This is a genomic window from Amycolatopsis sp. NPDC004625 (genome assembly GCF_040609695.1).
In the GTDB taxonomy this organism is placed as follows: Bacteria; Actinomycetota; Actinomycetes; order Mycobacteriales; family Pseudonocardiaceae; genus Amycolatopsis.
Window position 1 is genome coordinate 196,336 of the sequence record NZ_JBEXKX010000005.1, and the last position, 26,377, is coordinate 222,712.

Consider the following 26,377-nt stretch of genomic DNA (forward strand, 5'->3'; position numbering starts at 1 on the left):
TTCTCAGTCGTAGTAACCGTTTTCGAGGTCGTCGAGCAGGCCGGGCCGGGTGGGCCGCCAGCCGAGCGTTTCCCGCGTCGTCTTCGCCGACGCCGGCTGGTCGAGCGCCAGGAGCCCGCCGAGGAAGCCGAGTTCCTCGGCGGCCACGGAGGTGACCGGCAGGCCGAGGCGCCGCCCGGCCACCTCGGCGACGTCCCGGATCCGCACGCCTTCGTCGCCGACGGCGTGCAGCACCGCACCCGACGGCGCCTGCTCCAGCGCCAGGCGGAACAGGTGGGCGGCGTCCAGGACGTGCACCGCGGGCCAGCGCTGCGTCCCGTCGCCGACGTACGCGGCGATGCCCTTCTCACGCCCGAGGGCGATCAGGCGGGCGATGAGCCCGTGGGCGTCGCCTTCGCCGTGGACCGAACGCGGCAACCGGACGACGGACGCGTGCACGCCGTCCTCCGCCGTCCTGAGGACGGCGTTCGCGATGTCCGCCCGGCCGGCCACCGGGCCCGCGAAGACGGCGGGGTCCTCCTCGGTGGCCGCGCGCCCGGGCACCATCGGCGTCCCCGAGGCGGCGACGAACCGCTTTCCGGCCAGCACCGCGGTCATCGCGCCGACGGCGGCCGCGTCCGTCCGGATCGCCGCGTCCAGCTCGGCGAAATCGTGCCCGAAGGCGAGGTGGACGACGCCGTCGGCGGCTTTCGCACCCTGTTCCAGGACGTCGAGGTCGGTGAGATCGCCGCGAAGGACGCCGGCGCCCATCGCGGCCACCGTCTCGGCCGACGCGTCCGACCTCGCCAGCCCCGTGACCTGGTGACCGGCATCGAGCAGCCCGGGCACGAGGGCCCGGCCGATCCAGCCGGACGCGCCGGTGACGAACACACGCATGAGAGCCTCCTATGACACTTGGTGTCATCACCATAGCACCGTGATGACACCTGGTGTCATCGCTTAGGCTGGGGGCATGAGCCGTTGGGAGCCGAACACGCGCGAGCGCCTGCTGGACGCCGCGCTGGAGCTGTTCGGCGAGCGGGGCTACGACAGCGTGACGGTCGCCGAGATCGCCGAGCGGGCCGGGCTGACGAAGCGGACCTTCTTCCGCCACTTCACGGACAAGCGCGAAGTGCTCTTCGCGGGCCAGGAGTTCCTGAGCCGCGTCTTCGCCGACGCGATCGCGGCGGCCCCCGGGTCGGCGAGCCCGGCCGCGGCGGTGGGCCGGGCTCTGGCGGCGGCCGCGGCCGCGGCCGGGTTCGGACCGGAGCGGCAGGCACGGGGACGCCGGATCCGGGCGGTGGTCGCGGACCACCCCGACCTGCACGAGCGCGAACTCCTCAAGCGGGCGACGCTTAACGCGGCGATGGCCGGGGCACTGCGCGAGCGCGGGGTCCCGGACCCGGCGGCGGGGCTGGCCGCGGAGATCGGCGGCCTGGCGTTTTCGACGGCGTTCCGGCGGTGGACCGAGCCGGGGAACGAGCGGGAGTTCGCGACGCTGGCGGCGGAAGCACTGGAGGAGCTGCTGGCGGCGACGGCCGCGCTCGGCTGACTGTCCTCAACGGACACTCAACCGTCCAGGAGAGCGCTTCCCAGCGGCGTCAACGAATGCAGCACGGTGTTGCGCTCCCGGTGCGTGATGATCAGCCCGGCCCGTCGCAGCACCGCGGTGTGCTTGCTGACCGCCGACGGCGTCACCCCCAGCCGGGCCGCCAGCTCCGACGTCGAACACCCCACCGCCAGGATCGTCAGCGCCGCCGCGCGGGTCGGGCCGAGCAGGTCCGCCAGCGCGTTTCCCGGCCCCCTCCGGGCGCCCGGGCCCGTCAGGCCCGCCGGGTGCGCGACCTGGCGGACGCACGGGTAGTGCAGCCGGTGCGGGCCGCCGGGCGAGGCCGGGACCAGCACCGGGCCGACCGAAAAGTACGTCGGGACCAGCAGCAGCCCGGCGCCTTCCGCGGGGAGCGCCCCGGCGATCCGGTCGTCGGTCTCCAGGACCGGCGCCACCCAGCGCACCCGCGGCCGCAGGCCGGTCAGCAGCGCGTCGACCCCGCCGTGAAGCAGCACCTGCGTGCGCATCCCCAGGTCGGCGTCCACCTGGGCGCACACGACGTCCCAGCACGAGGTGAGCGCGTGGTCGTGGTAGTCCTGCAGGGCCTGCGCCAGCCGCGGCAGGCCCGCCGGGTCGCCGTCGGCGAGGGCGGCCGCCCAGGCCGGCAGTTCGCGGTCGGCCGGTGCGGTGCGCAACGCCGTCTTGAGGGCCACCGGTTCGGTGTCGAGCACCGCGGCGAGCCCGGACTCCAGGTCGTAGCGCCCCGCGGCGGGCAGCAGGAACGCCGGGACCGGCGCGTCCGGGCGGCAGAGCCACCTCAGCACCGACGCCGAGTCCGGCAGGCCCGGCCAGACCCGGTGACGCCACCGGTTGAACGCCGCCGACGCCGCGTTGCGGCCGCCGTCACGCCGCTGCAGGACCTGCAGGCTCGCGGTCAGCTCACCCATCGGATCGGCCGCCGCCGCCAGGCCGACGCGGATCAGGTCCGGCACCGTCAGTTCGATCCGCACGCTCCCCCCGGGGTGTCTGCCCGTCCATCGGCTGTCGATCTCGTTCCGTTACACCGCTGACCTGCGTTCTGTCCCCTCCGGGAAATGTCCTCGACGACGGCGGGGGCGCCCTGAATGATGGGCGAAGAGACCGCTTTCGGGGGTTTGACGGTCTCGGCGAGGGGGATTCGCCGGCACGGCCACGCGCCGGGTCCACTGTGGCCCGGGGCCGGTTGCCGCCCGCGTTCTCCCGTCGTCGTCACGGGTGAAGCGACGAGAAGGGGAACCATGACGAAGATGAAGCGCCTGATGGTGACGGTCGCCGCGGCGGCGGGCCTGTTCGGCCTGGTCGCCGTTCCGCAGGCCGGCGCGGCGCAGAGCGACGGCAAGGGCAACGTGAGCGTTCAGACGCTCGCCGGGGGGATCAAGCTGCGGCCGGCGAAGGTCGGTGCCGCGCACCGGTCCACGCCGGGCGTCGCCGGCGCCGCCGTCGCCGAGGCCGACGCGTACCTGATCGAGTCGGCCGGCTTCAACCGCTGCTGGGACGCCGACCTGAACACGATCAACGCCAACGGCACCGTCATGGCGCTGTGGGACTGCAACGTGTACGCCGCGAACCAGGCGTTCTACATCACCCGGAACCCGGAGGGCTACCTCCGCTTCCAGAACGTGCAGAGCGGCCGGTACCTCGACGCCGACCTGAACTCGATCGGCAAGAACGGCACGAAGGTCCAGCTGTGGGACTTCATCGCCGGCCAGAAGAACCAGTGGTGGACCGACACCGTCAACCCCGAGGGCTACCTGCGGCTGCAGAGCCCGTCGAGCAACCGGTACCTGACCGGCGAGGGCTCGGTCGGCGGCAACGGCACGCGGATGCAGCTGTGGGACTTCATCGCGGGCGGCAAGTCGCAGTGGTGGTTCTGAGCCACCGGGCAGGGTGAAACGCGGGTCCCGGCCGGGGCCCGCGTTTTCTTTTCCGGCTGAAAATGTTTCGCGCTCAACTTAATCTTTCGTGTGAACCCGGCGGACGGGTGGCATTCACCACCCCCGGCACGGCATTCTGGGTTCAGGGGACCCGGTCGGTCCAGGGGGGATTCCGGTCGGCCGGGTGCCCGCCGAGAGGCGGGCTTTTTTTCACACGGGAGGGGACCCGGAATGACTGTCGATCTGTCCACCACGCTGTCCTGGACCACGGCGACCGGCGACGCCGCCACGATGCTCGGCGAGTTGCAGCCGAACATCCTCAAGGCGCACGTCCGCGACCACCTGTCCGCACTGTTCCTCGCGTTCGGCGACGCCGGGGAGGGGCGGGCCTTCCTGGTCGCGGTCACCGGGAAGATGAAGTCCGCCATGGACCACCTCGACGAAGTCGGCGCGTTCAAGCGCGAAGGCGCGGCGGGGACACCGTACGTCGGCGTGGGGCTCACCGCGGCCGGCTACCGCGCGCTGGGCGCCGACGGGACCATGCCGCAGGACGAGGCGTTCCTGCGCGGGATGGCGGCCCCGGCGACGCGGCGGAAGCTGAACGACCCGCCGCGGTCGACGTTCGATCCGGGCTACCGCGCGGAAATCCACGCCGTCGTGCTCGTCGGCGACGCCACGGACAAGGCGATGACCGCCCGCCGCAACGAGATCCTCGGCCTGCTGCCGGACTCGGCGGCGGTGCTCGCGGAGGAAACCGGTCTCGGCCGGGTCAACGCGCGCGGCGAAGGCATCGAGCACTTCGGGTACGTCGACGGCCGGAGCCAGCCGTTGTTCCTGACCGAAGACGTCGACGTGGAAAAGAACAACACCGACGGCATCAACGTCTGGAACCCGGCGGCCCCGCTCGAGCAGGTGCTGGTGCCCGACACCGCGGCACCGGATCCCGGGGTGCATTTCGGCAGCTATTTCGTTTTCCGCAAGCTGGAGCAGAACGTCCGGCGGTTCAAGCAGGCCGAAGCGGATCTGGCCGACGCGCTCGGCCTGACCGGCGACGACCGGGAGCGGGCCGGGGCGATGATCATCGGCCGGTTCGAGGACGGCACCCCGCTGACCACCCAGCGGGAAGACGGCGCGGAAAGCCCGGTGTCCAACAACTTCACCTACGACAGCGACCGCGCCGCGCTGAAGTGCCCGTTCCAGGCGCACATCCGCAAGACGAACCCGCGCGGCTCCGGCGGCGCCGAGGAGCCCGACGGCGAGCGGCGGCACCTGATGGCCCGCCGCGGCGTCACCTACGGCGAGCGCCCGGACGACCCGAACGCCGACGTGCCGCCCGCGGCCCGCCCGAGCGGCGGGGTCGGGCTGCTGTTCATGGCCTTCAACTCGGTGCTGGACAACCAGTTCGAGTTCACCCAGTCGCTGTGGGCCGACAACCCGGGCTTCCCGATCGTCGACGGCGTCACGCCGGGCCTGGACCCGGTGATCGGCCAGGGCGAGCGCGCGCCGTCGGACTACACGGTGGACTGGGGCGGCTCGGCGCAGCGGACGGCCGATCCGGTGCCGCAGTCGGTGACGCTGCGCGGCGGCGAGTACTTCTTCATGCCGTCACTGGCGTTCCTGCGTTCACTCTGAGCCGGGGGAGGCGAAGGCCACCACCGGGTTTCGCCCGGTGGTGGCCTTCGGCACGCTCAGGCGTCGAGCAGGTCGAACGCGAGCAGCCCGGCGCCGAGCCGGCCGGCTTCGTCGCCCAGCTCGGCGATGCGCAGCTCCGGCATCCTCTGGAACGTGAGGTGCGCGGCCAGCCACTCCCGCACCGGCTCCAGCACGTAGTCGGCCGCGGTGAACAGGCCGCCGCCCAGCACGATCACCTCCGGGCCGAGCAGCGTCAGCAGCGTCCGGATGCCGTGGCCGAGGCCGTCGAGCGCGTCCTGGACCACCGCGACCGCGACCTCGTCCCCGCGGCGGGCCAGCTCGACGACCTCGCGGGCGCCGTCGGCCGGGCGGCCGGTGCGCTCGGTGTAGCGGCGGGCGATCGCGGCCGCGGACGAGATGGCCTCCAGGCAGCCCGTCGCGCCGCAGCCGCACTTGCCGGCGTGGCCGACGTCGATGTGCCCGACCTCACCGGCCTGCCCGTGCGCGCGGTGGATCCGGCCGTCGAGCAGCAGCGCGGCGGCGATCCCGGTGCCGACCGGGATGAACGCGGCGTTCGTCGCGCCGCGGCCCGCGCCGACGCGGAACTCGGCGATGCCGCCCGCGGTGACGTCGTGACCGAACGCCACCGGCAGCCCGAGCCGGTCTTCGAGGAGCTCGCCGAAGGGGACTTCGCGCCAGTCGAGGTTGGCCGAGAAGTGGCAGACGCGGGTTTCCTCGTCGACGATCCCCGGCACCACCACGCCGACCGCGCCCGGCTGCCCGGTCCCCGCCTGCTCGGCCAGCGCGGCCACGATGTCCGCGGTCTGCGCGGCCAGCGCCGTCCCGTCCGCGCTGCGGGCCGTCTCCGCGCGCAAGGCCGCCTTGGGCTGCAGCTGCTCGTCGAGCAACGCGGCCTTGATCGTCGTCCCGCCCACGTCGAGGGCGGCCACCATTCGAGTCACCGCGGCATTGTCACATTGACGGGCCCCGAAAGGGGGACCTACGCTCAACCGGCCAGACGAGGATTCCGGAACGCGGTGCAAGTCCGCGCGGTCGCGCCACTGTGACCCCCGCCAGGGGGAAGCCAGACCCGGACCCTCGTGACCGACCCCGATGAGGCCGCGAAAGCCCGAGGAGGCCACCGATGACCCAGACGGCAGCTCCCGCCGTTCCGCTCCCGATCCGCATCCCGATCCGTGAGATCGTGCCGTGGGCGGTGTTCGTGGTGCTCCTCGCGCTGATCGCGCTGTACTTCGTGAGCGCCGAGCAGGGCGCGACGGCGGTGTTCGCGAACTCCTACGTCCACGAGTTCGTGCACGACGGCCGGCACTTGCTGGCCTTCCCCTGCCACTGATCGGCGGGCACGCACTCCCATGATGAAGACCCTGCTGGTCCGCGGCATGCTCGCGGGCCTGATCGCCGGTGTGCTCGCGTTCGGGTTCGCCTACGCCTTCGGTGAGCCGTCGGTCACCACGGCCATCGGGCTCGAAGAGTCCGCCGGCCACTCCCACTCGCACGAGGGGGCCGATCCCGCCCCGGCCGAGGAGCACGAAGAAGAGCTCGTCCCCCGCGATATCCAGAGCACGGCCGGCCTGCTGACCGGCGTGCTCGTCTACGGCGTGGCGATCGGCGGCCTGCTGTCGCTGGCGTTCGCGTTCGCCCAGGGCCGGCTCGGTTCCCTGCGCCCCCGGGTGACGGCGCTGCTGCTCACGGCGGGCGCGTTCACGGTGGTGTTCCTGGTGCCGTTCCTGAAGTACCCGGCCAACCCGCCGGCGGTGGGCCAGCCGGGCACGATCGGCTCCCGGACCGAGCTGTACTTCGGGTTCGTCGCGGTGTCACTGCTGGCGGGCATCCTGGCCACGGTGTTCGGCCGCAAGCTGGCCGACCGCCTGGGCGCCTGGAACGGCTTCCTCCTGGCCGCGGCGGGCTACCTGCTGGTGATCGGCGTGGTGGCGTGGCTGATGCCGGTGGTCGACGAGGTCCCGCCGACGTTCCCGGCGTCGACGCTGTGGAGCTTCCGGACGGCTTCGGTCGGCACGCAGGTCACGCTGTGGCTGGCGCTGGGCCTGGCGTTCGGCGCGTTCGCGGAGAAGGCGCTGAAGCAGCGGACGGCTGTCTCCGCCTGAGCTGTTCGGTCACGCCCGGGGCTCCCGCGAAGGCGCCCCGGGCGGGTCCCGAACCGGCTGGCAGACCACATGGTCTTGCGGAGCCGTCCCTCCTGGCACTCCGCGTTAAGGCGCCCCGGGCGGGACGAAGGGCAACCCTTGGGGCGCCCCCCGCTCCAGCAGCGTCTCCAGCATCGCCGTGTCCAGGTGCTCGCCGACCGCGTCCGCGAGCTTGTCCAGCATCTCCTCGCGCAGCTCACCGAAGCCGGGCGCGTCCGGGGCCGGGGTCCAGGCCGCCCCGGCCTGCGTCGCCGCTTCGGTGAGCCAGGCGCGGCGGAACTCGTCGTTCTCGAACGCGCCGTGCCACATCGTGCCCCAGACCGCGCCGGCCCGGACACCGTCCAGAAACGACTCGGCCGGCGCCGTCGTGGTCACCGAGCCGTGGTGGATCTCGTAGGCCTCCACCGGGTGGCCCCGCCACGCCCCCGACGGCCGGGCCAGCACCTTCTCCGCCGCGAACGTCACCCGCCCCGGCAGCAGCCCGAGGCCGGGCACCACACCCGCCCCGGACTCGACCTCGTCCACAATGGACTCCGTGAGCATCTGGTAGCCCCCGCAGATGCCCAGCACCGGCCGCCCGGCCGCCACGCGGGACGCCACCGCCGTGTCGAGGCCTCGGTCGCGCAGCCAGGCCAGGTCGCCCACCGTGGCGCGCGATCCCGGGAGGACCACGACGTCCGCGGCCGCGACCACGTCCGGGTCGGCCGTCAGCGTCACCGTGACCCCGGGTTCGGCGGCCAGCGCGTCGACGTCCGTGGCGTTGGACGCGCGCGGGAACCGGACGACCGCCACGCCGAGCCCGCCGCCGTGCGCCTCGCGGCGCCAGCCCGCCGCCGCGAGGGCGTCCTCCGAGTCGATCCACACGCGGTCGAGCCACGGCAGCACGCCCAGCACCGGCCGTCCGGTGACCTTTTCGAGGCTGTCCAGGCCCGGGCGCAGCAGCCCGACGTCACCGCGGAACTTGTTGACCACCCAGCCCGCGACCAGCGCCTGGTCTTCGGCCGACAGCAGCGCGAGGGTGCCGAACATCGCCGCCAGCACGCCGCCGCGGTCGATGTCGCCGACGACCAGCACCGGCAGCCCGAACCGCCGCGCCAGCCCCAGGTTGACGTAGTCGCCGCCGCGCAGGTTGATCTCCGCCGGGCTGCCCGCGCCTTCGCAGACGACGATGTCGTAGCGCGAGCTCAGGTCGGCGTAGGCGCCGAAGGCGATCTCGGCCAGCCCCGCTCGTCCCGTCGCGTACTCCCCCGCTTCGAGGGTGCCGAACGGCTTGCCGAGCGCGACGACGTGGCTGCGCCGGTCGCTGCCCGGCTTGAGCAGCACGGGGTTCATCGCCGCCTCGGGTTCGGCGCCCGCGGCCCGGGCCTGCAGCCACTGGGCGCGGCCGATCTCGGCGCCGTCGGCGCAGACCATCGAGTTGTTGGACATGTTCTGCGCCTTGAACGGCGCCACGCGCGCGCCCCGGCGCGCCAGCCAGCGGCAGATCCCGGCGGTGACCAGGCTCTTCCCCGCGTCGGACGTCGTCCCGGCGACGAGCAGGCCGCTCATCGGGCCGCCACCGCCGCCAGCGCGACCGCCGCCGCCCCCACCCAGCGCGACAACCGGACCGCGCGCCGCAGGTCGACCGGTTCCGGATCGCGCCCGTCGCCGAGCCGCGCCCGGCTCTCGACCTCGCCGCCGTAGCTGTTGGTCCCGCCGAGCCGGACGTCCAACGCGCCGGCGAAGGCGGCCTCGACCTGGCCCGCGTTCGGGCTCGGGTGCCGTCCGCCGTCGCGGCGCCACATCCGCCAGGCCGCCCGCGCCCGCCCACCGGCGCAGAGCACCGTGAGTGCGGCGCCGATCCGCGACGGCGCCAGGTTGACGACGTCATCGGCCCGCGCCGCGGCCCAGCCGAAGCGGCGGTAGCGCGGCGAGCGGTAGCCGACCATGGCGTCCAGGGTGTTGAGCGCGCGGTAGCCGAGCAGCCCCGGGATCCCGGCGACGGCACCCCAGAACAGCGGCGCGACCACGGCGTCCGAGGTGTTTTCGGCGATCGACTCGGTGGCCGCGCGCGTCAGTTCGGCGGAGTCGAGCGTCGTCGCGTCGCGGGCGCAGAGGTGCGAGAGCCGCTGACGCGCTCCGGGGACGTCACCCGCTTCGAGCAACCGGGCCATTTCGGAGCCTTCGGCGGCGAGGCCGCGACCGCCGAGCACTACCCACGTACAGATGGCTGTGGTCGCGAAGCGGGCGAAGGGACGTCGCCGTGTCGCCGTCTGAAGCGCGACGCCGAGGCCGACAGCGCCGAAGGTCAACAACGCGGCGTACGCGGCTCCGCGCGGCTTCGAGTCGGCCCACAGACGGTGTTCCAGCCGGCCCGCGGCAGTACCGAACAAGGCGACCGGATGCCCCGTTCGGGGGTCGCCGAACAGAGCGTCGGTGACGTATCCGGTCACGAGTCCGGCTGTGGTTGTCCCTAGACGGAGTGGCACGTGGCGCACGGTAGCGCGTGCACCAGAATGCCGGTATGACTGTGTCCGATGCCGCCTCCGCTGGAACACGTACGTCGGCGCGGCTGACCCACCGGCTCGCCGGGTATCTGGAAACCCTGGCCCGTGCCCTCCGCCGGTACGGGCGCGACGAAGGCAAGGTGCTGGTCCTCGGCGGCGTCCGCTCGGGGAAGTCACGGCACGCCGAGCGGCTCGTCGCCCGCCACGCGCGCCTCGTCTACGTGGCGCCCGGCCTGCCCGCGGGCGAGGACGACCCCGAGTGGGCCGCCCGGGTGGCCGCCCACCAGGCCCGGCGGCCGGCGAACTGGAAGACCGTCGAGACCACGGACCTCGCGGGCACCCTCCGCAGCGCGACCGAGCCGCTGCTGATCGACTGCCTCGGCACCTGGCTGTCCCGCGTCCTGGACGACGTCGGCGCGTGGCGGCAGAAGCCGGGCTGGGAGCACCGCCTGGACGACCGGCTCGAGGATTTCCTCGCCGCGTGGGCGGCGGCGCGGGTGCCGGTGGTCGCGGTCAGCAACGAGGTCGGCAGCGGTGTGGTGCCCGCAACGTCGTCCGGACGGCTGTTCCGTGATGTGCTGGGCGCACTCAACAACCGGGTGTCCGCCGACGCCGACCGGGTCGTGCTGGTCGTCGCGGGCCGGGCGCTCGACCTGTAGCCCCCGGAGGCGCCCGTGTTCGACGTACCCGTGCCCGACCCCGCCGCCCGCGCCGCAGCCTTGGAGCGCCTCGACGGCCTGGTCAAACCCCTCGGCGCGCTGGGCAGGCTCGAGGAGATCGCCGCCTGGCTGTCGGCGGCCCACGGGACGGTGCCGCCACGGCCCCTGGACGACGTCCGCGTGGTGGTCTTCGCGGGCGACCACGGCGTGTCGGCCCTCTCGGCATACCCGCGCGAAGTGACGGCGGCGATGGTCCGCGTGTTCCTGGCCGGCAAGAGCGGCGTCAACGTACTGGCCGCCCAGGTCGGCGCGCGGGTGCGGGTCGCCGACCTCGCCGTGGACTGGGACGGAACGGACATCCCCCCATCGGTGACGGCGCACAAGATCCGCCGCGGCTCGGGTTCGATCGACGTCGAGGACGCGCTGCAGCCGGGCGAGGCACAGGCGGCGTTCGAGGCGGGCCGCGCGATCGCCTTGGAGGAGCGCGACGCGGACGTCCTGATCCCGGGCGACATGGGCATCGGCAACACGGCGATGTGCGCGGCCCTGGTGGCGGCTTCGCTGGGCCTGCCGGCAGCGGAGGTGGTCGGCACGGGCACGGGCGTCGACGCGGCGGGCCTGGACCGCAAGACGGCCGCGGTGGCGGCGGCCCTGTCGAGGACGACGGGCCGCACGGAGGACCCGTTCGAGCGCCTGACGGCCCTGGGCAGCGCCTGCATGGCGGCAACGGCGGGCTTCCTGGTCCAGGCGGCGGTGCTGGGCATCCCGGTCCTGCTGGACGGAGTGTTTTCGGGCGCGGCGGCCCTGGTGGCGCGGGACATCGCCCCGGGCGCGGAGCAGTGGTGGCTGGCCGGCCACCGGTCGACGGAACCCTCGCAGGCGTTCGCGCTGAAGGCCCTCGGGCTGGAGCCGATTTTGGACTTCGGCCTCCGGCTCGGCGAAGGCAGCGGGGCGGTCCAGGCGGTCCCGACGCTGCGTGCGGCGCGCGCGATTCTGGCCGACATGGGCTTGCTGGCCGACCTGGCATGAGGGCAGCCCGCATCGCCACCCCGGACCCGACGCGGGTGCGGGGTGGTGGGCACCCGCCCCGGCTGGCCCGCCGCGAGGGCGGCATGGCCGCGCGGTGCCGCCGGCCGCGGGTCGGCTGCGGCCGGCATCGCGCGTATGCCGGCCGGCCGGGGTGGCGTGTGACCCGCCGGGTCATTCACCATGCCGCGAGTCGACGGCACGAGCACAGCTCGCTCATCGCCACCTCCGGCCCGATGCAGGTCCGTGGCGGGCACCCGCCCCGGCTGGCCCGCCGCGAGGGCGGCATGGCCGTGCGGTGCCGCCGGCCGCGGGGCGGCGGTGGGCGGCATCGCGCGTACCCCGGCCGGCCGGAGTGGCGTGTGACCTGCCGGGTCATTCACCAAGCCGGCGATGGCCAGGCTCGCGCTGACCTGCGCCAGTGCGCCGCCTGCCTGTCGAGCCGGGGGCCGCGGGTGCCTGCGGCTCAAGCGAGCCGACGGCACGAGCACCGCTCGCTCACCGCCGGCTGGACGCCGGCGTGCGTCGCTGGGCTGCCGTGCGCTCAATCTGTGGACAACTTCGCTCCCTTCGCCCGTTCCATGGACGAACCCGCATGAGCCGCTGGGGGGACTCCGTGCGGATGGCCGTCGGGACGTTGACCACCGTTCCCGTCCCGGCGCCGCGGGTTATCGACCGGCGGGTTGCCGGTGGGGCCATGCTGCTTGCGCCTCTCGCCGCCCTTCCGCTGGCCGTGGCCGCCGGGCTCGTTGTTGCCGCCGGGACAGCGCTGGGTGTCCCGGCCCTCGCCACTGCGGCGCTCGCCCTCGGGGCCGTCGCGCTCGGCAGCCGGGGGTTGCACCTCGATGGGCTCGCCGACACCGCCGACGGGCTCGGTGCCTCCTACGACCGCGCCAAAGCCCTCGACGTCATGCGCCGCGGCGACTCCGGGCCCACCGGGGTCGCGACCCTCGTCCTCGTCCTCCTCCTCCAGGTCGGTGCGCTCACCGTCGCCAACCCCTTCACGGCGGCCGCCGCCGTCCTCGTCGGGCGGTGCACCCTCTCGATGGCCTGCGCGCGCGGTGTTCCCTCCGCGCGGCCGGAAGGGCTCGGTGCCACCGTCGCCGGCTCGGTTCCGCGCGTCGCCGCGGGTGCCGTCGGGGTGGCTGCTGCCGGGCTCGCCGTTCTGCTTCCCGGCGTTCCGTGGTGGCGGGGGCCGCTCGCCGTGCTCCTCGCCTACGCGGTTGCCGGTGCCCTTCTCCTCCGGTGCACCAAGCGCCTCGGTGGTGTCACCGGCGACGTCCTCGGCGCCGGTGTCGAAGCCGCCGTCGCGGCCGCGCTACTCGCGCTCGCCTGAAACTGTCGTACCTCCCTCCTACAGTCGGCCGCGTGAACCGGACTGATCGTCTTTACGCCCTCGTCGAGGAACTCCGTGCCGTGTCGCCTCGCCCGCGCAGCGCGCGCTGGCTCGCGACCCGGTTCGAGGTGAGCGTCCGCACCGTCGAACGCGACATCGGCGCGCTCCAGCAGTCCGGCGTGCCCGTCTACGCCGAGACCGGGCGCACCGGCGGCTACTGCCTCGACAAGGCGCACACCATGCCGCCGGTCAACCTGACACCCGCCGAGGCCGTCGCCATGGCGCTTGCCCTCAGGCACCTCGACGGCACCCCCTTCCGGGCGGAAGGGCGCTCGGCGCTGCACAAGCTCGCCGCGGCGATGCGGCACGAGGACGCCGCCATGGCACGGGACCTCGCCACCTGCGTCCACCTGCTCGGCGACGGTCCGATCCCGCCGATGCCGCACGTGCTCGGCATCCGCCGTGTCCTGCGCATCCGGTACGCCGACCGTGGCGGCACCATCACCCGCCGGGAGATCGAGCCGCTGGGCTACGTGGGCAAGCCCGAGCACTGGTACCTCGTGGCGTGGTGCCGGTTGCGCGGGGCGATCCGGGCGTTCCGCACCGACCGGATCGCGTCGTTCACCGCGACCGCCGAGGTGCCTCCGCTGCGCCGGCTGCGGCCCGAGGACCTCGACATCCCGTCCGGTGACGCCGTGCCGCTCGACTTGGCGGGATGAACCGGGAAGTGGTTGCCCGCCGGGTCGGGGGTGCCGATCTCGAACCAGGCGATGTCGTCGAATCCGGGCATGGTGGTCCTTCCGCTGCCTCGCCGGGCGTTTCCCGGTCGACACCCACTCTCGGCCGTGGCAGCGACAACCCCCTGTCGGTGTTTACAAGATTTTCCGCAGCGCGGTCAGGAACCCGTCGGTGACGGCCCGGTCCCGGACGGCCAGGCGCAGGTGGTCCGGCCCGAGCCCGGGGAACGTGTCCCCGCGACGGACCGCATAACCCGCCTCGCGCAGCCGTACCCGGACCGAAGCACCGTCCGGCACCCGGATCAGCACGAACGGCCCGCGCGGGTCGCCCAGTACCGGAACGCCGAGGCGGCCGAGGCCGGACGCCAGGTACTCGCGGTCGGCCTCCGCCGCGACCGCCAGCTTTTCCGCCTCCTCCAAGGCGGACGGACGACAGCAGGCCACCGTCGCCACTCCGGCCAAAGTGGACACCGACCACGGCACCTGCACCGCGCGCAGCCGCTCGACGACGTCCGCCGGACCGAGCACGTACCCCGCTCGCAGCCCGGCCAGCCCCCACGTCTTCGTCAGGCTGCGCAGCACGACGACGCCCGGAAAACCCGAGGCCAGGCTCTCGACCTCGCCGGGTACGGCGTCCAGGAAGGCCTCGTCGACCACCAGCAGCCGTCCGGGCCGCGCCAGCGAGCGCAGCACCGAAGCCGGGTGCAGCACCGACGTCGGATTGGTCGGGTTGCCCACGAACACGAGGGCCGCGTCGGACGGCACCAGCGCCGGGTCGAGCACGAAACCGTCCTCTTCGGACAAAAGAACGCGCGAGACGTCACACCCGGCGGCTCGCAACGCGGCCTCCGGCTCGGTGAACTGCGGGTGCACGACCACTGCCCGCCGCGGCCGCAGCGCCGACGCCAGCAGCGTGAACGCCTCCGCCGCACCCGCCGTGACCAGCACTTCTTCCGGAGGACGGCCATGCCGGGCCGCCACCGCCAGCGTCGCCTCCGCAGCGGACGGATAGGCGGCCAGCGAGTCCACAGCGGACACCAGCTCCCGCCGCAGCCACGCCGGCGGCCGCGGCAGCCGGACGTTCACCGCGAGGTCCACCAGCCCCGGCCCGACCTCGCGGTCGCCGTGGTGGTGCAGGTCGTACTCAGCCATGCGCCCGGACCCGCGCAGCGAACCGGTGGGCCAGCTCGGGGTAACCGGCCCAGTGGACGTGCAGGTAGGACGCGTGCAGCGTCGGCGACGCGAAGCCGTCCAGCTGCCGATCCCAGCCCCAGGCGGCCGACGCGCCGTGCGACGGCGTCACCTCGGTGCGGTGGAATTCGTGCCCGGTGACGCGCTGTCCGGCCGCGGCCAGCAGGTTGTCCTCGACGGCGACCGCGCGCCGGTAGCCCAGCTTGCCGCGGGCGGTCATCTTCGCGTCCGCGGGCACCGCGCCGACCATCGGCACGCCGTCCAGGGACTGGCACAAGTACAGCAGCCCGGCGCATTCGGCGCTGACCGGCATCCCGCGCCCGATCGCCGAAGCCACCGCGGAACGCAACGCCGTGTTCGCCGACAGTTCCGCCGCGTGCACCTCGGGGAACCCGCCGCCGAAGTACAGCCCGGCACACCCCTCGGGCAGCGTTTCGTCCCGCAGCGGGTCGACGTCGACGACCTCGACTCCGCAGGCAGCCAGCAGCTCGAGGTTCTCGGTGTAGCGGAAGGTGAACGCCGGCCCACCGGCGGCCGCGACCGTCACCTGTGGACCATCCACACCGGACGGTTCCCAGGGTGGCGCCGAAAGCCCGGGGGCGGCCGAGGCGATCCGGACGACCGCTTCCAGGTCGACGCCTTCCCGCACCCAGGCGGCGAGCGCGGGCAGCACGTCCTGCGCCTCCGCGGCCCGTTCCGCGGCCGGGACGAGCCCGAGGTGCCGGCTCGGTGCGTGGATCTCTTCGTTGCGGTACAACGCACCCAGCAGCGGGACGCCGGTGGCTTCCAGCGCGGACGCGATCTCGTCGCGGTGCCGTTGCGAACCCAGCTTGTTGAGGATCACCCCGGCGAGCCGCACACGGTTGTCGTAGTGGGCGAAGCCGAGCACGGTCGCGGCAACGCTGCGCGAGGCGGCCGACGCGTCGACGACCAGCACCACCGGCGCGTCCAGCACCCGGGCGACGTGGGCCGTCGAAGCGTAACCCTCGGTGCCGAGCGCCCCGTCGAACAGGCCCATCACGCCTTCGATCACGGCGATGTCGGCGCCGCGGGAACCGTGTCGCAGCAACGGAACCAGCCGGTCCTCGCCCTGGAGGAAGGGGTCGAGGTTGCGCGCCGGACGTCCGGTGGCGAGCGCGTGGTAGCTCGGGTCGATGAAGTCCGGCCCGACCTTGTGCCCGGACACCCGGTGCCCGGCCGCGCGCAGCGCCGCCATCAGCCCGGCGGCGATCGTGGTCTTGCCGTGCCCGGAACCGGGCGCGGCGACGACCACGCGCGCTACCACTCGATCCCCCGCTGGCCCTTCTGGCCGGCGTCCATCGGGTGCTTGACCTTGGTCATCTCGGCGACCAGGTCGGCGGCCTCGACGAGCTCCGGCGGCGCGTACCGGCCGGTGATGACGACGTGCTGGTGCCCGGGCCGGGAGACCAATGTGGACACCACGTCGTCGACCTCCAGCCAGCCCCACTTGAGCAGGTAGGAAAACTCGTCGAGGACGTAGAAGCCGTGCGCCTCGGCGGCGAGGCGGCGCTTGATCTCCGCCCAGCCTTCACGGGCGTTCGAAGCGTGGTCCTCGTCGGTGCCGGACTTGCGCGCCCAGCTCCAGCCTTCGCCCATCTTGTGCCACTCGACCGGCCCGCCCTGGCCGGTCTCGTCGTGCAGCTTGCCGAGCGCCTTGAACGCGGCTTCCTCGCCGACGCGCCACTTCGCCGACTTCACGAACTGGAACACGCCGATCGACCAGCCCTGGTTCCAGGCGCGCAACGCCATCCCGAAGGCGGCCGTCGACTTGCCCTTCATCTCGCCGGTGTGCACGGCGAGCAGCGGCCGGTTGCGGCGCTGGCGCGTGGTCAGGCCGTCGTCCGGTACGACGTCGGGCTTTCCCTGCGGCATCAGGCGGCCTTTCCGGTCCGGGCGCGGACGGCGGCCGCCAGCGATTCGGCGGCGACGTCGGCGAGGGGCACGTGTTCCGCGCCCAGCCGGGCGGCGAGGTCGGCGGCCAGGCCGAGCCGCATCTTGCCGCTCTCGCAGTCCATGACGATCGTCGTGACGCCGGCCAGCAGCCCGGCCGCGGCCTGGGCGCGCGCGACGGCGTCCGGGCCGCTGGTGGCGCGCCCGTCGGTGACGACGACCAGCAGCGGACGGCGTCGCGGATCGCGGATTTCCTCGACCCGCAGCACGCGCGCGGCTTCCAGGAGCCCTTCGGCCAGCGGCGTCCGGCCGCCGGTCGGGAGGCCTTCGAGGCGGGACGCGGCCGCGTCGACGCTGATCGTCGGCGGCAGCGCGAGTTCGGCCGCGGCGCCGCGGAAGGTGACCAGCCCGACCTTGTCGCGGCGCTGGTAGGCGTCCAGCAGCAGCGACAGCACCGCGGACTTGACCTCGCGCATGCGCGCCTTGGCGCCCATCGAGCCGGACGCGTCCACGCAGAACAGCACGAGGTTGCCCTCGCGGCCTTCGCGCAGCGCGTAGCGGACGTCTTCGGGCCGGAGCTTCAGCCCGGCGCCGTCTCGGCCACGCGCTTTTTGGTGCGGCGCCGCGGCTTTGACGGTCGCGACCAGGTGCGGCCGTCCTTCGTGGACACTCGCGGGCTGCACGCCGATGGTCCGGCCGCTGTCGGTGATCGCCCGCGAACGGCGTCCGCGCTCGCCTTCACCCATGCCCTTGACGCGGAAGACGCGAGCTTTGAACGTCTCGCCGGCGCCGACGGTCTTCTGTTGCCCACCACTCTGGTTCGGCTCGGCTTGCGGCGCGTTTTCGCTGCTCTGCGGCGGTTCGGGCGCTTCCGGCGGCGTCGATCCCGAGCCGGGGCCGTCGTCCTCGGGCCCCGGGTCCGGTTGCGCGTCCTGAAGGGCTTGCTCCAGCTGCTCTTCCGAGATGCCGGGGGCGTCGAACGGGTTGCGGCGGCGGCGGTGCGGCAGCGCGAGGCGGGCGGCGACGCGGACGTCGTCGGTCGTCACCTCGTCGCGGCCGGCCCAGGCCGCGTGCGCGACCGCGGCACGGGCGGTGACGATGTCCGCGCGCATGCCGTCGACCTCGAAGGACGCGCAGATCTCGGCGATCTGACGCAGAGCTTCGTCGGGGAGCTTGACGGCGGGCAGGAGGCGTTGCGCGGCTTCGATGTCCGCCGCGAGCTGGGCGTCTTCGTCGGCGTACTGCGCGGCGAAGGCGTCCGGGTCGGCTTCGTAGGCCAAACGGCGCCGGACGACCTCGACGCGCTGCTCCGGGTCGCGGCTGGAGGCGACCTCGACGGTCAGCCCGAACCGGTCCAGCAGCTGCGGCCGCAGCTCGCCCTCTTCGGGGTTCATGGTGCCGATCAACACGAACCGCGCCGCGTGCGAGACCGAGACGCCCTCGCGTTCCACGGTCGCGCGGCCCATCGCGGCGGCATCCAGGAGCGTGTCGACGAGGTGGTCGTGCAGCAGGTTGACCTCGTCGACGTAGAGCAGCCCGCGGTGCGCGGCGGCGAGGAGGCCGGGCTGGAAGTCCGTGACGCCTTCGGCGAGCGCGCGTTCCAGGTGCAGCGAGCCGATGACGCGGTCTTCGGCCGCGCCGACGGGGAGTTCGACGAGCTTGGCCGGGCGCCGGTGGGCCTTCGCACCGTCGTGCGGGCCGTCCGGGCAGAGCGGGTCGGGAGCGGCGGGATCGCAGGAGAACCGGCAGCCGTCGACGACGTCGACCCCGGGCAGCAGGCCGGCGAGCGCGCGGACCATGGTCGACTTCGCGGTGCCCTTCTCGCCGCGCACCAGCACCCCGCCGACGGCGGGCGAGATCGAGGACAGGACCAGCGCCAGGCGCAGGTCCGGGAGCCCGACGACGGCGGTGAACGGGTACGGCTTCAACAGCGCTCCTCCAGCTCGGCGACCGGCCGATCATCGCACAGCGCCCGGCTCGCTTAGGGTGGGAAATCGTGCGCGAAAAATCACCCCTGACGGTCGTCGGGATCGGGGCCGACGGCTGGTCCGGGCTGTCGGAGCAGGCCAGGGCCGCGGTGCTCGCCGCCGACGTCGTGCTGGGCGCGCCGCGGCAGCTGGGGTACCTCCCGGAGGGGGTCCCGGCGCAGGCGTGGCCGACGCCGTTGCTGCCGGGTCTCGATGCGGTGATCGCCGAGCACGAAGGGGCCCGGATCTGCGTCCTGGCCAGCGGCGATCCGTTTTTGTCGGGGGTGGGTGCCACACTGGTGGCCCATGGATACGAGGTCGAGGCGCTGCCCGCGCTCTCGTCGGTGACACTGGCCCGGGCACGGCTGGGCTGGTCCGCCGAGGAGACCGAGGTGGTCACCATCGTCGGCCGGTCGTCGGCCCGCGTCGCCCGGGTACTGGCGCCGCGCCGGCGGGTGCTCGTCCTGGGTGCCGACGCGACGGCTCTGCGCTCCCTGCTCACCGTGCGGGGTTATGGCGAGAGTGAGCTGATCGCGCTGGAGAACCTGGGCGGGCCCGACGAGCGCGTTTCCGACGGCTGGGCCGGCGATCCCGGTCCGCTGACGGTGTTCGCGCTGGCGTGCGCGGGTCCGGCGTTGCCGCTGATCGGCATCCCGGACGACGTGTACGCCCACGACGGGCAGCTGACCAAACGCGACCTCCGCGTGTCGGCGCTGGCCCGCCTCGCGCCGAGTCCCGGCGAGCTGTTGTGGGACGTCGGCGCGGGCGCGGGCAGCGTCGGCATCGAATGGTCGCGGCTGAACGGCCTGAACCGCGCGGTCGCGATCGAGCGCTCGGCGGAGCGCGCCGAGCGGATCGGCCGGAACGCACTGGACCTGGGAGTACCGGAACTGGAGGTGGTGACGGGGGAAGCACCGGAGGCGCTGAGCGCGCTGCCGGCACCGGACGCGGTCTTCATCGGAGGCGGCGTGACGGCGCCCGGCGTACTGGACGCGTGCCTGGCGACGGGCGCGCGGGTGGTGGCTCACGGGGTGACGCTGGAGGCCGAGCAGGTCCTGGCGCGCGCGTACGAGGAACACGGAGGGGAGCTGCTGCGGATCGGCGTGGAGAAGGCGGCGCCGCTGGGCGGGTTCACGGGCTGGACGCCGGCCCGGGTGGTGACCCAGTGGAGCAACCGGTGACGGGCAGCCGAGCGGTGCCCGGGGAAGGCGTGGGGCACGCGGCGACGGCGGCCTCACGCCTGGCCGGCGACCGCGCCGCGGCCCGCCGAGGCCGGGCACCTCGCCGAGGGCCGCGGGCCACGGCTGGGACCGCGGAGCGGCTGGCGACCGCGCGCCCGACGCCTCGCCGACGCGCCGGTGCGAGCTCGTGGTCGCCGCCGGTGATGAGCGTGACATCGACGGCCGGTCGGCGGTTGTGGCAGCCTGCCTGCGCGGGTCCCACCACCGTCACCTGGAGCAGCCGATGACCGTGCACTTCATCGGTGCCGGGCCCGGGGCCGCCGACCTCATCACCGTGCGCGGGCGGGACCTGCTCGCGCGCTGCGGGGTCTGCCTCTACCCCGGCAGCATGACCCCGCCCGATCTGCTCGCCTACTGCGCGCCCGGTACCGAGCTCGTCGACACGGCGAACCTCAGCCTCGAGCAGATCGTCGAGAAGCTCGTCGACGCCCACCGGGCCGGACACGAGGTTGCGCGGCTGTGCTCCGGGGATCCGTCGCTCTACAGCGCCGTCGCCGAGCAGGTGCGGCGGCTCGACGCGGCCGGCGTTCCCTACGACGTCGTTCCCGGGGTGCCCGCCTTCGCCGCTTCGGCCGCCGTGCTGAAGCGGGAACTCACCGTGCCCGAAATCGGGCAGAGCCTCGTCGTCACCCGGGTTCAGGCGCGCTCCACCAAGATGCCGCCCGGTGAGACCCTCGCCGCCTTCGCCGCGAGCGGGGCCACCCTGGCGCTGCACCTCGCGATCAACCACGTCGAGCGGGTGACCGCGGAACTGACGCCGCACTACGGCGAGGACTGCCCGGTCGCCGTCGTCGCGCTCGCGAGCCAGCCCGGGGAAACCGTCGTGCGCGGGGTGCTCGGCGAGCTCCCGGCCCTGGTCCGCGGAGCCGGGATGACGCGCGCCGCCACCATCTTCGTCGGGCGGGTGCTCGCCGCGACGAACTTTCCCGACAGCTTCCTCTACTCGAGTGCCCGTGACCGGGCGAACCAACCGGAGTCGTTGTGACGGAACTGCGCTGGGGCCTGCTGGCCGCCGGGACCATCGCCGCCCACTTCGCCGCGGGCGTCGACGAAAGCAAGCACGGCGTGCTCGGCGCCGTCGCCGCGCGGGACGGTGAGCGGGCCCGGGAGTTCGCCACGCGCTTCGACATCCCGAAGGCCTACGGCAGCTACGAAGACCTCCTCGCCGACCCGGACGTCGACGCCGTCTACGTCTCGACGCCGCACGCGCTGCACAAAGAATGGGCCATCGCCGCCGTCGAGGCCGGCAAGCACGTGCTCTGCGAGAAGCCGTTGACGCTCACCGCCGCCGACGCCGAGGAGGTGATCGACGCCGCCCGCGCGCACGACGTCTTCCTGATGGAGGCGTTCATGTACCGGCTGCACCCGCAGACACGGCGGCTGGCGGAGCTGATCTCCTCCGGCGCGATCGGCGAGGTCCGCGCGGTCGACACGACCTTCTCCTTCGACAGCAACCCCGAAGAGACCGCCCGCCTCAGCGACCCCGCGCTCGGCGGCGGCGGGATCCTCGACGTCGGCTGCTACTGCACGTCGCTGGCGCGGCTGGTCGCGCAGGCGGCCACCGGGCAGGACGTCGTCGAACCGGCCGAGGTCAGCGGAATGGCGCACCTGTCCGCCACCGGCGTCGACGAGTGGGCGACCGGCCTGCTGCGCCTGCCCGGCGACATCCTCGCCACGATCTCGTGCGGGATCCGGCTGACCCGGGAGGACGGCATCCGCGTGTTCGGCTCACGTGGGCAGATCCACATCCCGCGGCCCGCGTGGATCCACCCGCTGCGGCACCCCGGCGTCTCGCAGATCATCCTGACCCCGGCCGACGGCGAGCCGGAGGTCATCGAGGTCGAAGCGACCCAGGGCGTCTTCGCGCGCGAAGCGGACCACGTCGCCGCGCACGTCGAAGACCGGCAGGCGCCCGAGCTGACCTGGGCCGAGACCCTCGCCAACATGCGGACGCTGGACCGCTGGCGGGAAGCCGTCGGCTACGGACGTCGTTCGTGATCCTCATCCTCGGCGGGACCGGCGAAGCCCGGCAGCTCGCCGAAGCGCTCGCCGAGCGCGAAGTACGCGTTGTCTCTTCGCTGGCGGGACGCGTCGCACGGCCGCGACTCCCCGTCGGCGAAGTACGCGTAGGCGGCTTCGGTGGCCCGGAAGGTCTCGCGCGGTACCTGCTCGAGAACCGGGTCGAAGCCGTAGTCGACGCCACGCACCCCTTCGCCGAGCGCATCGGCACGAACGCGGCGACGGCGGCCGAACGAACACGAACACCCCTGCTCAGGCTCGCGCGGCCGGGTTGGCAGGCGGGTCCGCAGGACGACTGGCACTGGGCCGACGACCTCGCCGACGCCGCACGAAAGCTTCCTGAACTGGGCAAACGCGTGTTCCTGACCAGCGGCCGCCAGGGCCTGCCCGCCTTCGCGCACCTCGACGACCTGTGGTTCCTGATCCGCTGCGTCGACCCGCCCGAGCCACCGCTGCCGCGTCACCACGAGCTGATCCTGGCCCGCGGGCCGTACGAGGTCGCCGCGGAACGGGAGCTGCTCGGCCGGGTGGACGTCCTGGTCACCAAGGACTCCGGCGGCGCGCAGACCAGCGCCAAGCTGACCGCCGCCCGCGAGCTCGGCAAGCCCGTCCTGCTCGTCAGGCGGCCGGCACGCCCCGGGACCGAGACCGCCGAAACCGTCCCCGAAGCCGTCGAATGGGTTCTGCACCGATGATCGAAGAGTTCTACGAAGTCCTGCGCAAGCGGCGGGACGTCCGCGGCGAGTTCACCGGCGCGCCCGTCCCCGAGGCCACGCTGCTGCGGGTGCTCGGGGCCGCGCACGCCGCCCCGAGCGTCGGGCTCACCCAGCCGTGGGACTTCGTGCTGGTCGACGACGTCGTGACGCGCGAAAAGTTCGCCAAGCACGTCCACGAGGAGCGCGAGGTGTTCGCCGGGCAGCTGGGCGAAGACCGTGTGAGCACCTTCGCGAACATCAAGATCGAGGGCATCCTCGAGGCGAGCCTCGGCATCGTCGTCACCTACGACCCCGCGCGCGGCGCGCCCGACGTGCTCGGCCGGCACGCCATCGCCGACGCCGGCCTGTACTCGGTGTGCCTGGCGATCCAGAACCTCTGGCTCGCCGCGACCGCGGAGGGCCTGGGCGTCGGCTGGGTGAGCTTCTACCGCGAACCGTTCCTCGGCGAGCTGCTCGGCATCCCCGACGGCGTCCGGCCGGTCGCGTGGCTCTGCGTCGGCCCGGTCAGCAGGCTGGAGACCGTGCCCGACCTGGAACGCCACGGTTGGCGGAGCCGCCGTCCCCTGACCGCGGCGATACACCACGGCAGGTTCACCCCGCGTGACCCGGGGGCTGCGTCAACCGCCGGCGTCTGACCCGTTAGCGTTGCGCCGATGCGTCTGATTGCCGTAGCGCTGGGGTTGCTCTCGGCCTTGTGCGCGCTGGCTTTCCCCTTCCTGCCGGTGGTGCAGGACACGGCGGAGGTCGTCTGGCCGACCGGCAGCGACACCCGCTCCGTCAACGCGCCCTTGACCGGGTACTGGGCCCAGGACCTCCGGGCCGAGCTGCCGTGCGCGGCCATCCGCTCGGTCGACGCCCGCACGAACGGCCCCGGCCTGCTGTTCGCCACCGTGCCGGACGGCCGGACCGACCCGAAGGCCGGCAACGGCGTCGGCATGCAGCTGCGCGTCGACAACGGCGTGCTGCTCGCCTCCAGCCAGGGCCAGCAGATCGCCCAGCAGCCGCTGCCGGCCGAAAAGTGCGACGTCGAGCTGGACGTCGACGCGACGCAGATGACCCTCGCCGTGGCCGGGACGCCGATCTTCCACGCCGGCGGCGACGTCCGGCCCCGCGTGGTCGGCATCTACTCCTCGATCAACTCGAGCAAGGACCCGATCGCCGGCCTGCACGTCTCGGTCGTGCCGGACACGCGGTACCAGACGTCGCCGACCGCGCTGAAGATCGTCGTCGGCGTGCTCGCGATCCTGTCGCTGGTCGGCTGCATGATCGCGGTCTGGCGCCGCGACTCCGGCTCGGCGAGACGCGCGCCGCGCTGGGCGCCGGTCGGCTGGTGGCGGCTGACGCTGCGGGACGCGACGGTGATCGTCGCACTCGGCGCGTGGGTCTTCATCGGGCCGGTGACCTCGGACGACGGCTACATCCTGACGATGGCCCGGGTCACCGAGCAGACCGGGTTCCTCACCAACTACCACCGCTGGTTCGGGGTCGCCGAGGCGCCGTTCGGCTGGTTCTACCACGTGTTCGAGCTGATGGCGCACGTCAGCGTGGTGCCGCCGTGGATCCGGCTGCCCTCGTTCCTGCTCGGCGTGCTCAGCTGGCTGCTCATCAGCCGCGAGGTGATGCCGCGCCTGGGCAGCCAGATCCGCACCAGCCGCCCGGCCAGCTGGGCCGCCGCGACGGTGTTCCTGATCTGGTGGATGCCCTACAACAACGGCGTCCGCCCGGAACCGGTGGCCGCCCTGGGCTCGCTGCTGGCGATCTGCGCGGTCGAGCGCACGCTGGTGACGCGGCGGCTGCTGCCCCTGTGCCTGGGCCTGACCGCGGCCGGGTTCACCCTGGCCGCGACGCCGACCGGGCTGATCGCGGTGGCGCCGTTCCTGGTCGCCGCGCGCCCGCTGTTCAAGCTGGTGCGCCAGCGCGCGAACGAGAGCGGCTGGCTGCCGGTGCTCGCGCCGGTCGCCGCCGCCGGGCTGCTCGTGCTGGTCGTCGTGTTCGCCGACCAGACGTTCGCGACCGTCCAGGAGGCGACGCGGATCCGGACCCAGGTCGGCCCGAACCTGTCGTGGTTCCAGGAGCTCGCGCGCTACCAGCTGTTGTTCGCCGACCTGCCGGACGGCTCGGCACCGCGCCGGTTCCCGGTGCTGCTGGTCGTCCTGTGCACCGCGACCTGCCTGGTGGTGCTGCTGCGCCGCAGCCGGATCCCCGGCGCGGCGCTGGGCCCGGCGCGCCGCCTGATCGGCACGACGGCACTGTTCTTCCTGCTCCTGGCCCTGACACCGACGAAGTGGACGCACCACTTCGGCGCGTTCGCCGCGGTCGGCGCGTCGATGGCGGCGCTGGCCGCGCTCGCGACCAGCTCGACGGTGCTGCGGTCCCAGCGCAACCGCGCGGCCTTCCTCGCGGCGCTGCTGGTGGTCGCCGCGCTCGCCGCGACCGGGCCGAACACCTACTGGTTCGTCTCGCGCCTCGGCGTCCAGTGGACGAACGTGGCGCCGTCGATCGGCGGCATCCCGCTGTCGACGATCCTGCTGGTCGCGGCGGCCGTCGCGGGGATCTACGCGTTCGTCGAGAACGTCCGCGCGCACCGGCCCGGCCTGCCGGACCAGCCGCAGGAAGGCCGGCTGCGCGCGCTGCGGCTCGGATCGCTGTCGCTGGTGGTCGTCTGCGGCCTGGTGGCGGCGGGCGAGTTCGTCACGATGGCGTGGGCGATCCACAACCAGTCCGGCAGCTACAGCCTGGGCGCGGCGAACGTCGGGCACCTGTTCGGCAAGAGCTGCAACCTCTCCGACCACGTGATGGTCGAACGCGACGCGGCGACGAGCATCCTGCACGCGCAGGCCGAGCAGCGGACCGTGGCGGAGAAACCCAAGGAGACCGACTCGCCGCTGCCGAACCCGGACCAGGACAACGGCCGCGTCCAGACCGGCTTCCACACCCGTCCGATCGACGACAAGGACCCCCTGGCCGAGCCGCCGCACGGGTTCACGCCGGACAAGGTGCCGATGTGGTCGAGCTACCTCGACCCGGAGACGCGCGCCGGCCGGCTGCGCAGCGACTGGTACGCGCTGACGGAGAAGCCGGCGGACGGCCAGGTCGTGGTGGCGACCGCGGGCGCCGCGCGCCGGCCGACGTCGGTCAGCCTCGACTACGGCGTCAACACGCCGGAGGGCGTGAAGGTCCTGCGCAGCCAGTTCATGCTGCCGCCGGGCTCGGGCACGGGCGGCTGGAACGACACCCGCATCAACCTGCGCGACCTGCCGCCGGAGACGAACGCGGTCCGCATCAACATCGTCGACAACGACCTGACCGAGGACGGCTGGATCGCGGCGTCGGCCCCGCGCGTCCCGACGTTCACGACGCTGACCGACCGCATCGGCTCGAAGCCGGTGTACGTGGACTGGCCGGCTTCGTTCGTGTACCCGTGCGTCCAGCCGGTGACGTCTCACGACGGGATTTCGCAGGTCCCGGACTACCGCATCACGGCGGGCGGCCTGGCGGACGAGGCCCAGTGGGCGTCCTCGACGAACGGCGGGCCGATCGGCTGGCTGGAGGAGCTGGCGGAGGAGCCGGAGGTGCCGAGTTACCTGATCGGCCAGCCGAGCCAGTCGTGGGGACAGCTGCTGCAGATCGAGCCGTTCACCGAGGGTATCGCCCCGACGGTGATCCACGGCGAGAAGACCGTGCCGGGCTGGTGGTCACCGGGTCCGGGCCCGAGCCAGCCCAACGGCAAGGACCCGACGCGCTGACCCGTGGGGGGGGGGGAAAAACTTATTGGAACAGTGTGTGAAAAAAAACCAACACGGGGAGGACAAAATAGATCGCGGGGGGGTGACCGAGGCCGAGTAGGCGC

The 26,377-nt window shown here is 73.4% G+C and carries 24 protein-coding genes; 15 read left to right on the plus strand and 9 right to left on the minus strand.

What is annotated here, in order from left to right; genetic code table 11:
• Positions 1–3 precede the first annotated feature (3 nt).
• Positions 4–876: an SDR family oxidoreductase gene (locus ABZW17_RS07930; protein ID WP_354810860.1), complete on the minus strand. Its 873-nt coding sequence runs from the start codon at positions 874–876 to the stop codon at positions 4–6.
• 76 nt (positions 877–952) lie between these two features.
• Here ABZW17_RS07930 and ABZW17_RS07935 point away from each other — a divergent pair, with 76 nt between their 5' ends.
• Positions 953–1,531, plus strand: coding sequence for a helix-turn-helix domain-containing protein (locus ABZW17_RS07935; RefSeq protein ID WP_354810862.1), 579 nt, complete (start codon positions 953–955; stop codon positions 1,529–1,531).
• Positions 1,532–1,548: 17 nt separating this feature from the next.
• On the opposite strand, the gene ABZW17_RS07940 is transcribed toward ABZW17_RS07935, so the two are convergent.
• Positions 1,549–2,538, minus strand: coding sequence for a winged helix-turn-helix domain-containing protein (locus tag ABZW17_RS07940; protein ID WP_354810864.1), 990 nt, complete (start codon positions 2,536–2,538; stop codon positions 1,549–1,551).
• Positions 2,539–2,805: 267 nt separating this feature from the next.
• Between ABZW17_RS07940 and ABZW17_RS07945 the strand changes: the two genes are divergently transcribed.
• Positions 2,806–3,441 (plus strand): RICIN domain-containing protein, encoded by a 636-nt coding sequence (locus ABZW17_RS07945; protein ID WP_354810866.1) that lies wholly within the window; start codon positions 2,806–2,808, stop codon positions 3,439–3,441.
• A gap of 231 nt (positions 3,442–3,672) precedes the next feature.
• The gene (locus ABZW17_RS07950; protein WP_354810868.1) at positions 3,673–5,073 is read left to right on the plus strand and encodes a Dyp-type peroxidase; all 1,401 of its coding nucleotides are present in this window, start codon (positions 3,673–3,675) and stop codon (positions 5,071–5,073) included.
• A gap of 56 nt (positions 5,074–5,129) precedes the next feature.
• Here the strand turns inward: ABZW17_RS07950 and ABZW17_RS07955 are convergent, their stop codons facing one another.
• Positions 5,130–6,026 carry an ROK family protein gene (locus ABZW17_RS07955; protein WP_354811010.1) on the minus strand — a complete coding sequence of 299 codons (897 nt, stop codon included), beginning with the start codon at positions 6,024–6,026 and terminating at the stop codon, positions 5,130–5,132.
• A 191-nt stretch (positions 6,027–6,217) separates the two neighbouring features.
• Between ABZW17_RS07955 and ABZW17_RS07960 the strand changes: the two genes are divergently transcribed.
• Positions 6,218–6,427, plus strand: coding sequence for a CbtB-domain containing protein (locus tag ABZW17_RS07960; protein WP_013228805.1), 210 nt, complete (start codon positions 6,218–6,220; stop codon positions 6,425–6,427).
• 19 nt (positions 6,428–6,446) lie between these two features.
• Positions 6,447–7,199, plus strand: coding sequence for a CbtA family protein (locus ABZW17_RS07965; protein WP_354810871.1), 753 nt, complete (start codon positions 6,447–6,449; stop codon positions 7,197–7,199).
• Positions 7,200–7,304: 105 nt separating this feature from the next.
• Here ABZW17_RS07965 and ABZW17_RS07970 read toward each other — a convergent pair whose 3' ends face one another.
• Together ABZW17_RS07970 and ABZW17_RS07975 are read right to left on the minus strand one after the other, a co-directional pair.
• The gene (locus ABZW17_RS07970; protein WP_354810873.1) at positions 7,305–8,786 is read right to left on the minus strand and encodes a cobyric acid synthase; all 1,482 of its coding nucleotides are present in this window, start codon (positions 8,784–8,786) and stop codon (positions 7,305–7,307) included.
• Entirely contained in the window at positions 8,783–9,706 is a 924-nt protein-coding gene (locus ABZW17_RS07975) for a cobalamin biosynthesis protein (RefSeq protein ID WP_354810875.1), read from the minus strand. Before ABZW17_RS07975 ends, ABZW17_RS07970 begins: the two co-directional genes overlap by 4 nt.
• Positions 9,707–9,741: 35 nt before the next feature.
• On the opposite strand from ABZW17_RS07975, the gene ABZW17_RS07980 reads away from it, so the two are divergent.
• From ABZW17_RS07980 to ABZW17_RS07995, 4 genes are all read left to right on the plus strand, one after another.
• Positions 9,742–10,383 carry a bifunctional adenosylcobinamide kinase/adenosylcobinamide-phosphate guanylyltransferase gene (locus ABZW17_RS07980; protein ID WP_354810877.1) on the plus strand — a complete coding sequence of 214 codons (642 nt, stop codon included), beginning with the start codon at positions 9,742–9,744 and terminating at the stop codon, positions 10,381–10,383.
• Between the two features lie 15 nt (positions 10,384–10,398).
• Positions 10,399–11,412, plus strand: coding sequence for a nicotinate-nucleotide--dimethylbenzimidazole phosphoribosyltransferase (gene cobT, locus ABZW17_RS07985; protein ID WP_354810879.1), 1,014 nt, complete (start codon positions 10,399–10,401; stop codon positions 11,410–11,412).
• Positions 11,413–12,031: 619 nt separating this feature from the next.
• On the plus strand, positions 12,032–12,745 hold the full coding sequence (locus tag ABZW17_RS07990) for an adenosylcobinamide-GDP ribazoletransferase (RefSeq protein ID WP_354811012.1): 714 nt from the start codon (positions 12,032–12,034) through the stop codon (positions 12,743–12,745).
• 32 nt (positions 12,746–12,777) lie between these two features.
• Positions 12,778–13,464, plus strand: coding sequence for a YafY family protein (locus tag ABZW17_RS07995; protein ID WP_354810881.1), 687 nt, complete (start codon positions 12,778–12,780; stop codon positions 13,462–13,464).
• A 153-nt stretch (positions 13,465–13,617) separates the two neighbouring features.
• Here ABZW17_RS07995 and cobC read toward each other — a convergent pair whose 3' ends face one another.
• Genes cobC through ABZW17_RS08015 form a run of 4 tightly spaced genes read right to left on the minus strand, consistent with a single transcriptional unit; the run spans position 13,618 to position 18,512 of the window.
• On the minus strand, positions 13,618–14,634 hold the full coding sequence (gene cobC / locus ABZW17_RS08000; RefSeq protein ID WP_354810882.1) for an Rv2231c family pyridoxal phosphate-dependent protein CobC: 1,017 nt from the start codon (positions 14,632–14,634) through the stop codon (positions 13,618–13,620).
• On the minus strand, positions 14,627–15,958 hold the full coding sequence (locus ABZW17_RS08005) for a cobyrinate a,c-diamide synthase (RefSeq protein ID WP_354810884.1): 1,332 nt from the start codon (positions 15,956–15,958) through the stop codon (positions 14,627–14,629). The genes cobC and ABZW17_RS08005 overlap by 8 nt, the downstream gene beginning before the upstream one ends.
• Complete coding sequence (gene cobO / locus ABZW17_RS08010; RefSeq protein WP_354810886.1) at positions 15,952–16,566, minus strand: cob(I)yrinic acid a,c-diamide adenosyltransferase; 615 nt, start codon at positions 16,564–16,566, stop codon at positions 15,952–15,954. The genes ABZW17_RS08005 and cobO overlap by 7 nt, the downstream gene beginning before the upstream one ends.
• Positions 16,566–18,512 (minus strand): putative cobaltochelatase, encoded by a 1,947-nt coding sequence (locus ABZW17_RS08015; protein ID WP_354810888.1) that lies wholly within the window; start codon positions 18,510–18,512, stop codon positions 16,566–16,568. Before ABZW17_RS08015 ends, cobO begins: the two co-directional genes overlap by 1 nt.
• A gap of 68 nt (positions 18,513–18,580) precedes the next feature.
• Between ABZW17_RS08015 and cbiE the strand changes: the two genes are divergently transcribed.
• The 6 genes from cbiE (at position 18,581) to ABZW17_RS08045 (ending at position 26,273) form a co-directional block, all read left to right on the plus strand.
• Positions 18,581–19,732 carry a precorrin-6y C5,15-methyltransferase (decarboxylating) subunit CbiE gene (cbiE, locus tag ABZW17_RS08020; RefSeq protein ID WP_354810890.1) on the plus strand — a complete coding sequence of 384 codons (1,152 nt, stop codon included), beginning with the start codon at positions 18,581–18,583 and terminating at the stop codon, positions 19,730–19,732.
• A 283-nt stretch (positions 19,733–20,015) separates the two neighbouring features.
• Positions 20,016–20,777 carry a precorrin-4 C(11)-methyltransferase gene (gene cobM / locus ABZW17_RS08025; protein WP_354810892.1) on the plus strand — a complete coding sequence of 254 codons (762 nt, stop codon included), beginning with the start codon at positions 20,016–20,018 and terminating at the stop codon, positions 20,775–20,777.
• Positions 20,774–21,790, plus strand: a complete 1,017-nt coding sequence (locus tag ABZW17_RS08030) for a Gfo/Idh/MocA family oxidoreductase (protein WP_354810894.1) — start codon at positions 20,774–20,776, stop codon at positions 21,788–21,790. Before cobM ends, ABZW17_RS08030 begins: the two co-directional genes overlap by 4 nt.
• Positions 21,787–22,506: a cobalt-precorrin-6A reductase gene (locus tag ABZW17_RS08035; protein WP_354810896.1), complete on the plus strand. Its 720-nt coding sequence runs from the start codon at positions 21,787–21,789 to the stop codon at positions 22,504–22,506. Before ABZW17_RS08030 ends, ABZW17_RS08035 begins: the two co-directional genes overlap by 4 nt.
• Entirely contained in the window at positions 22,503–23,162 is a 660-nt protein-coding gene (gene bluB / locus ABZW17_RS08040; protein WP_354810898.1) for a 5,6-dimethylbenzimidazole synthase, read from the plus strand. Before ABZW17_RS08035 ends, bluB begins: the two co-directional genes overlap by 4 nt.
• Before the next feature lie 18 nt (positions 23,163–23,180).
• On the plus strand, positions 23,181–26,273 hold the full coding sequence (locus ABZW17_RS08045) for an arabinosyltransferase domain-containing protein (RefSeq protein ID WP_354810900.1): 3,093 nt from the start codon (positions 23,181–23,183) through the stop codon (positions 26,271–26,273).
• Positions 26,274–26,377 lie beyond the last annotated feature (104 nt).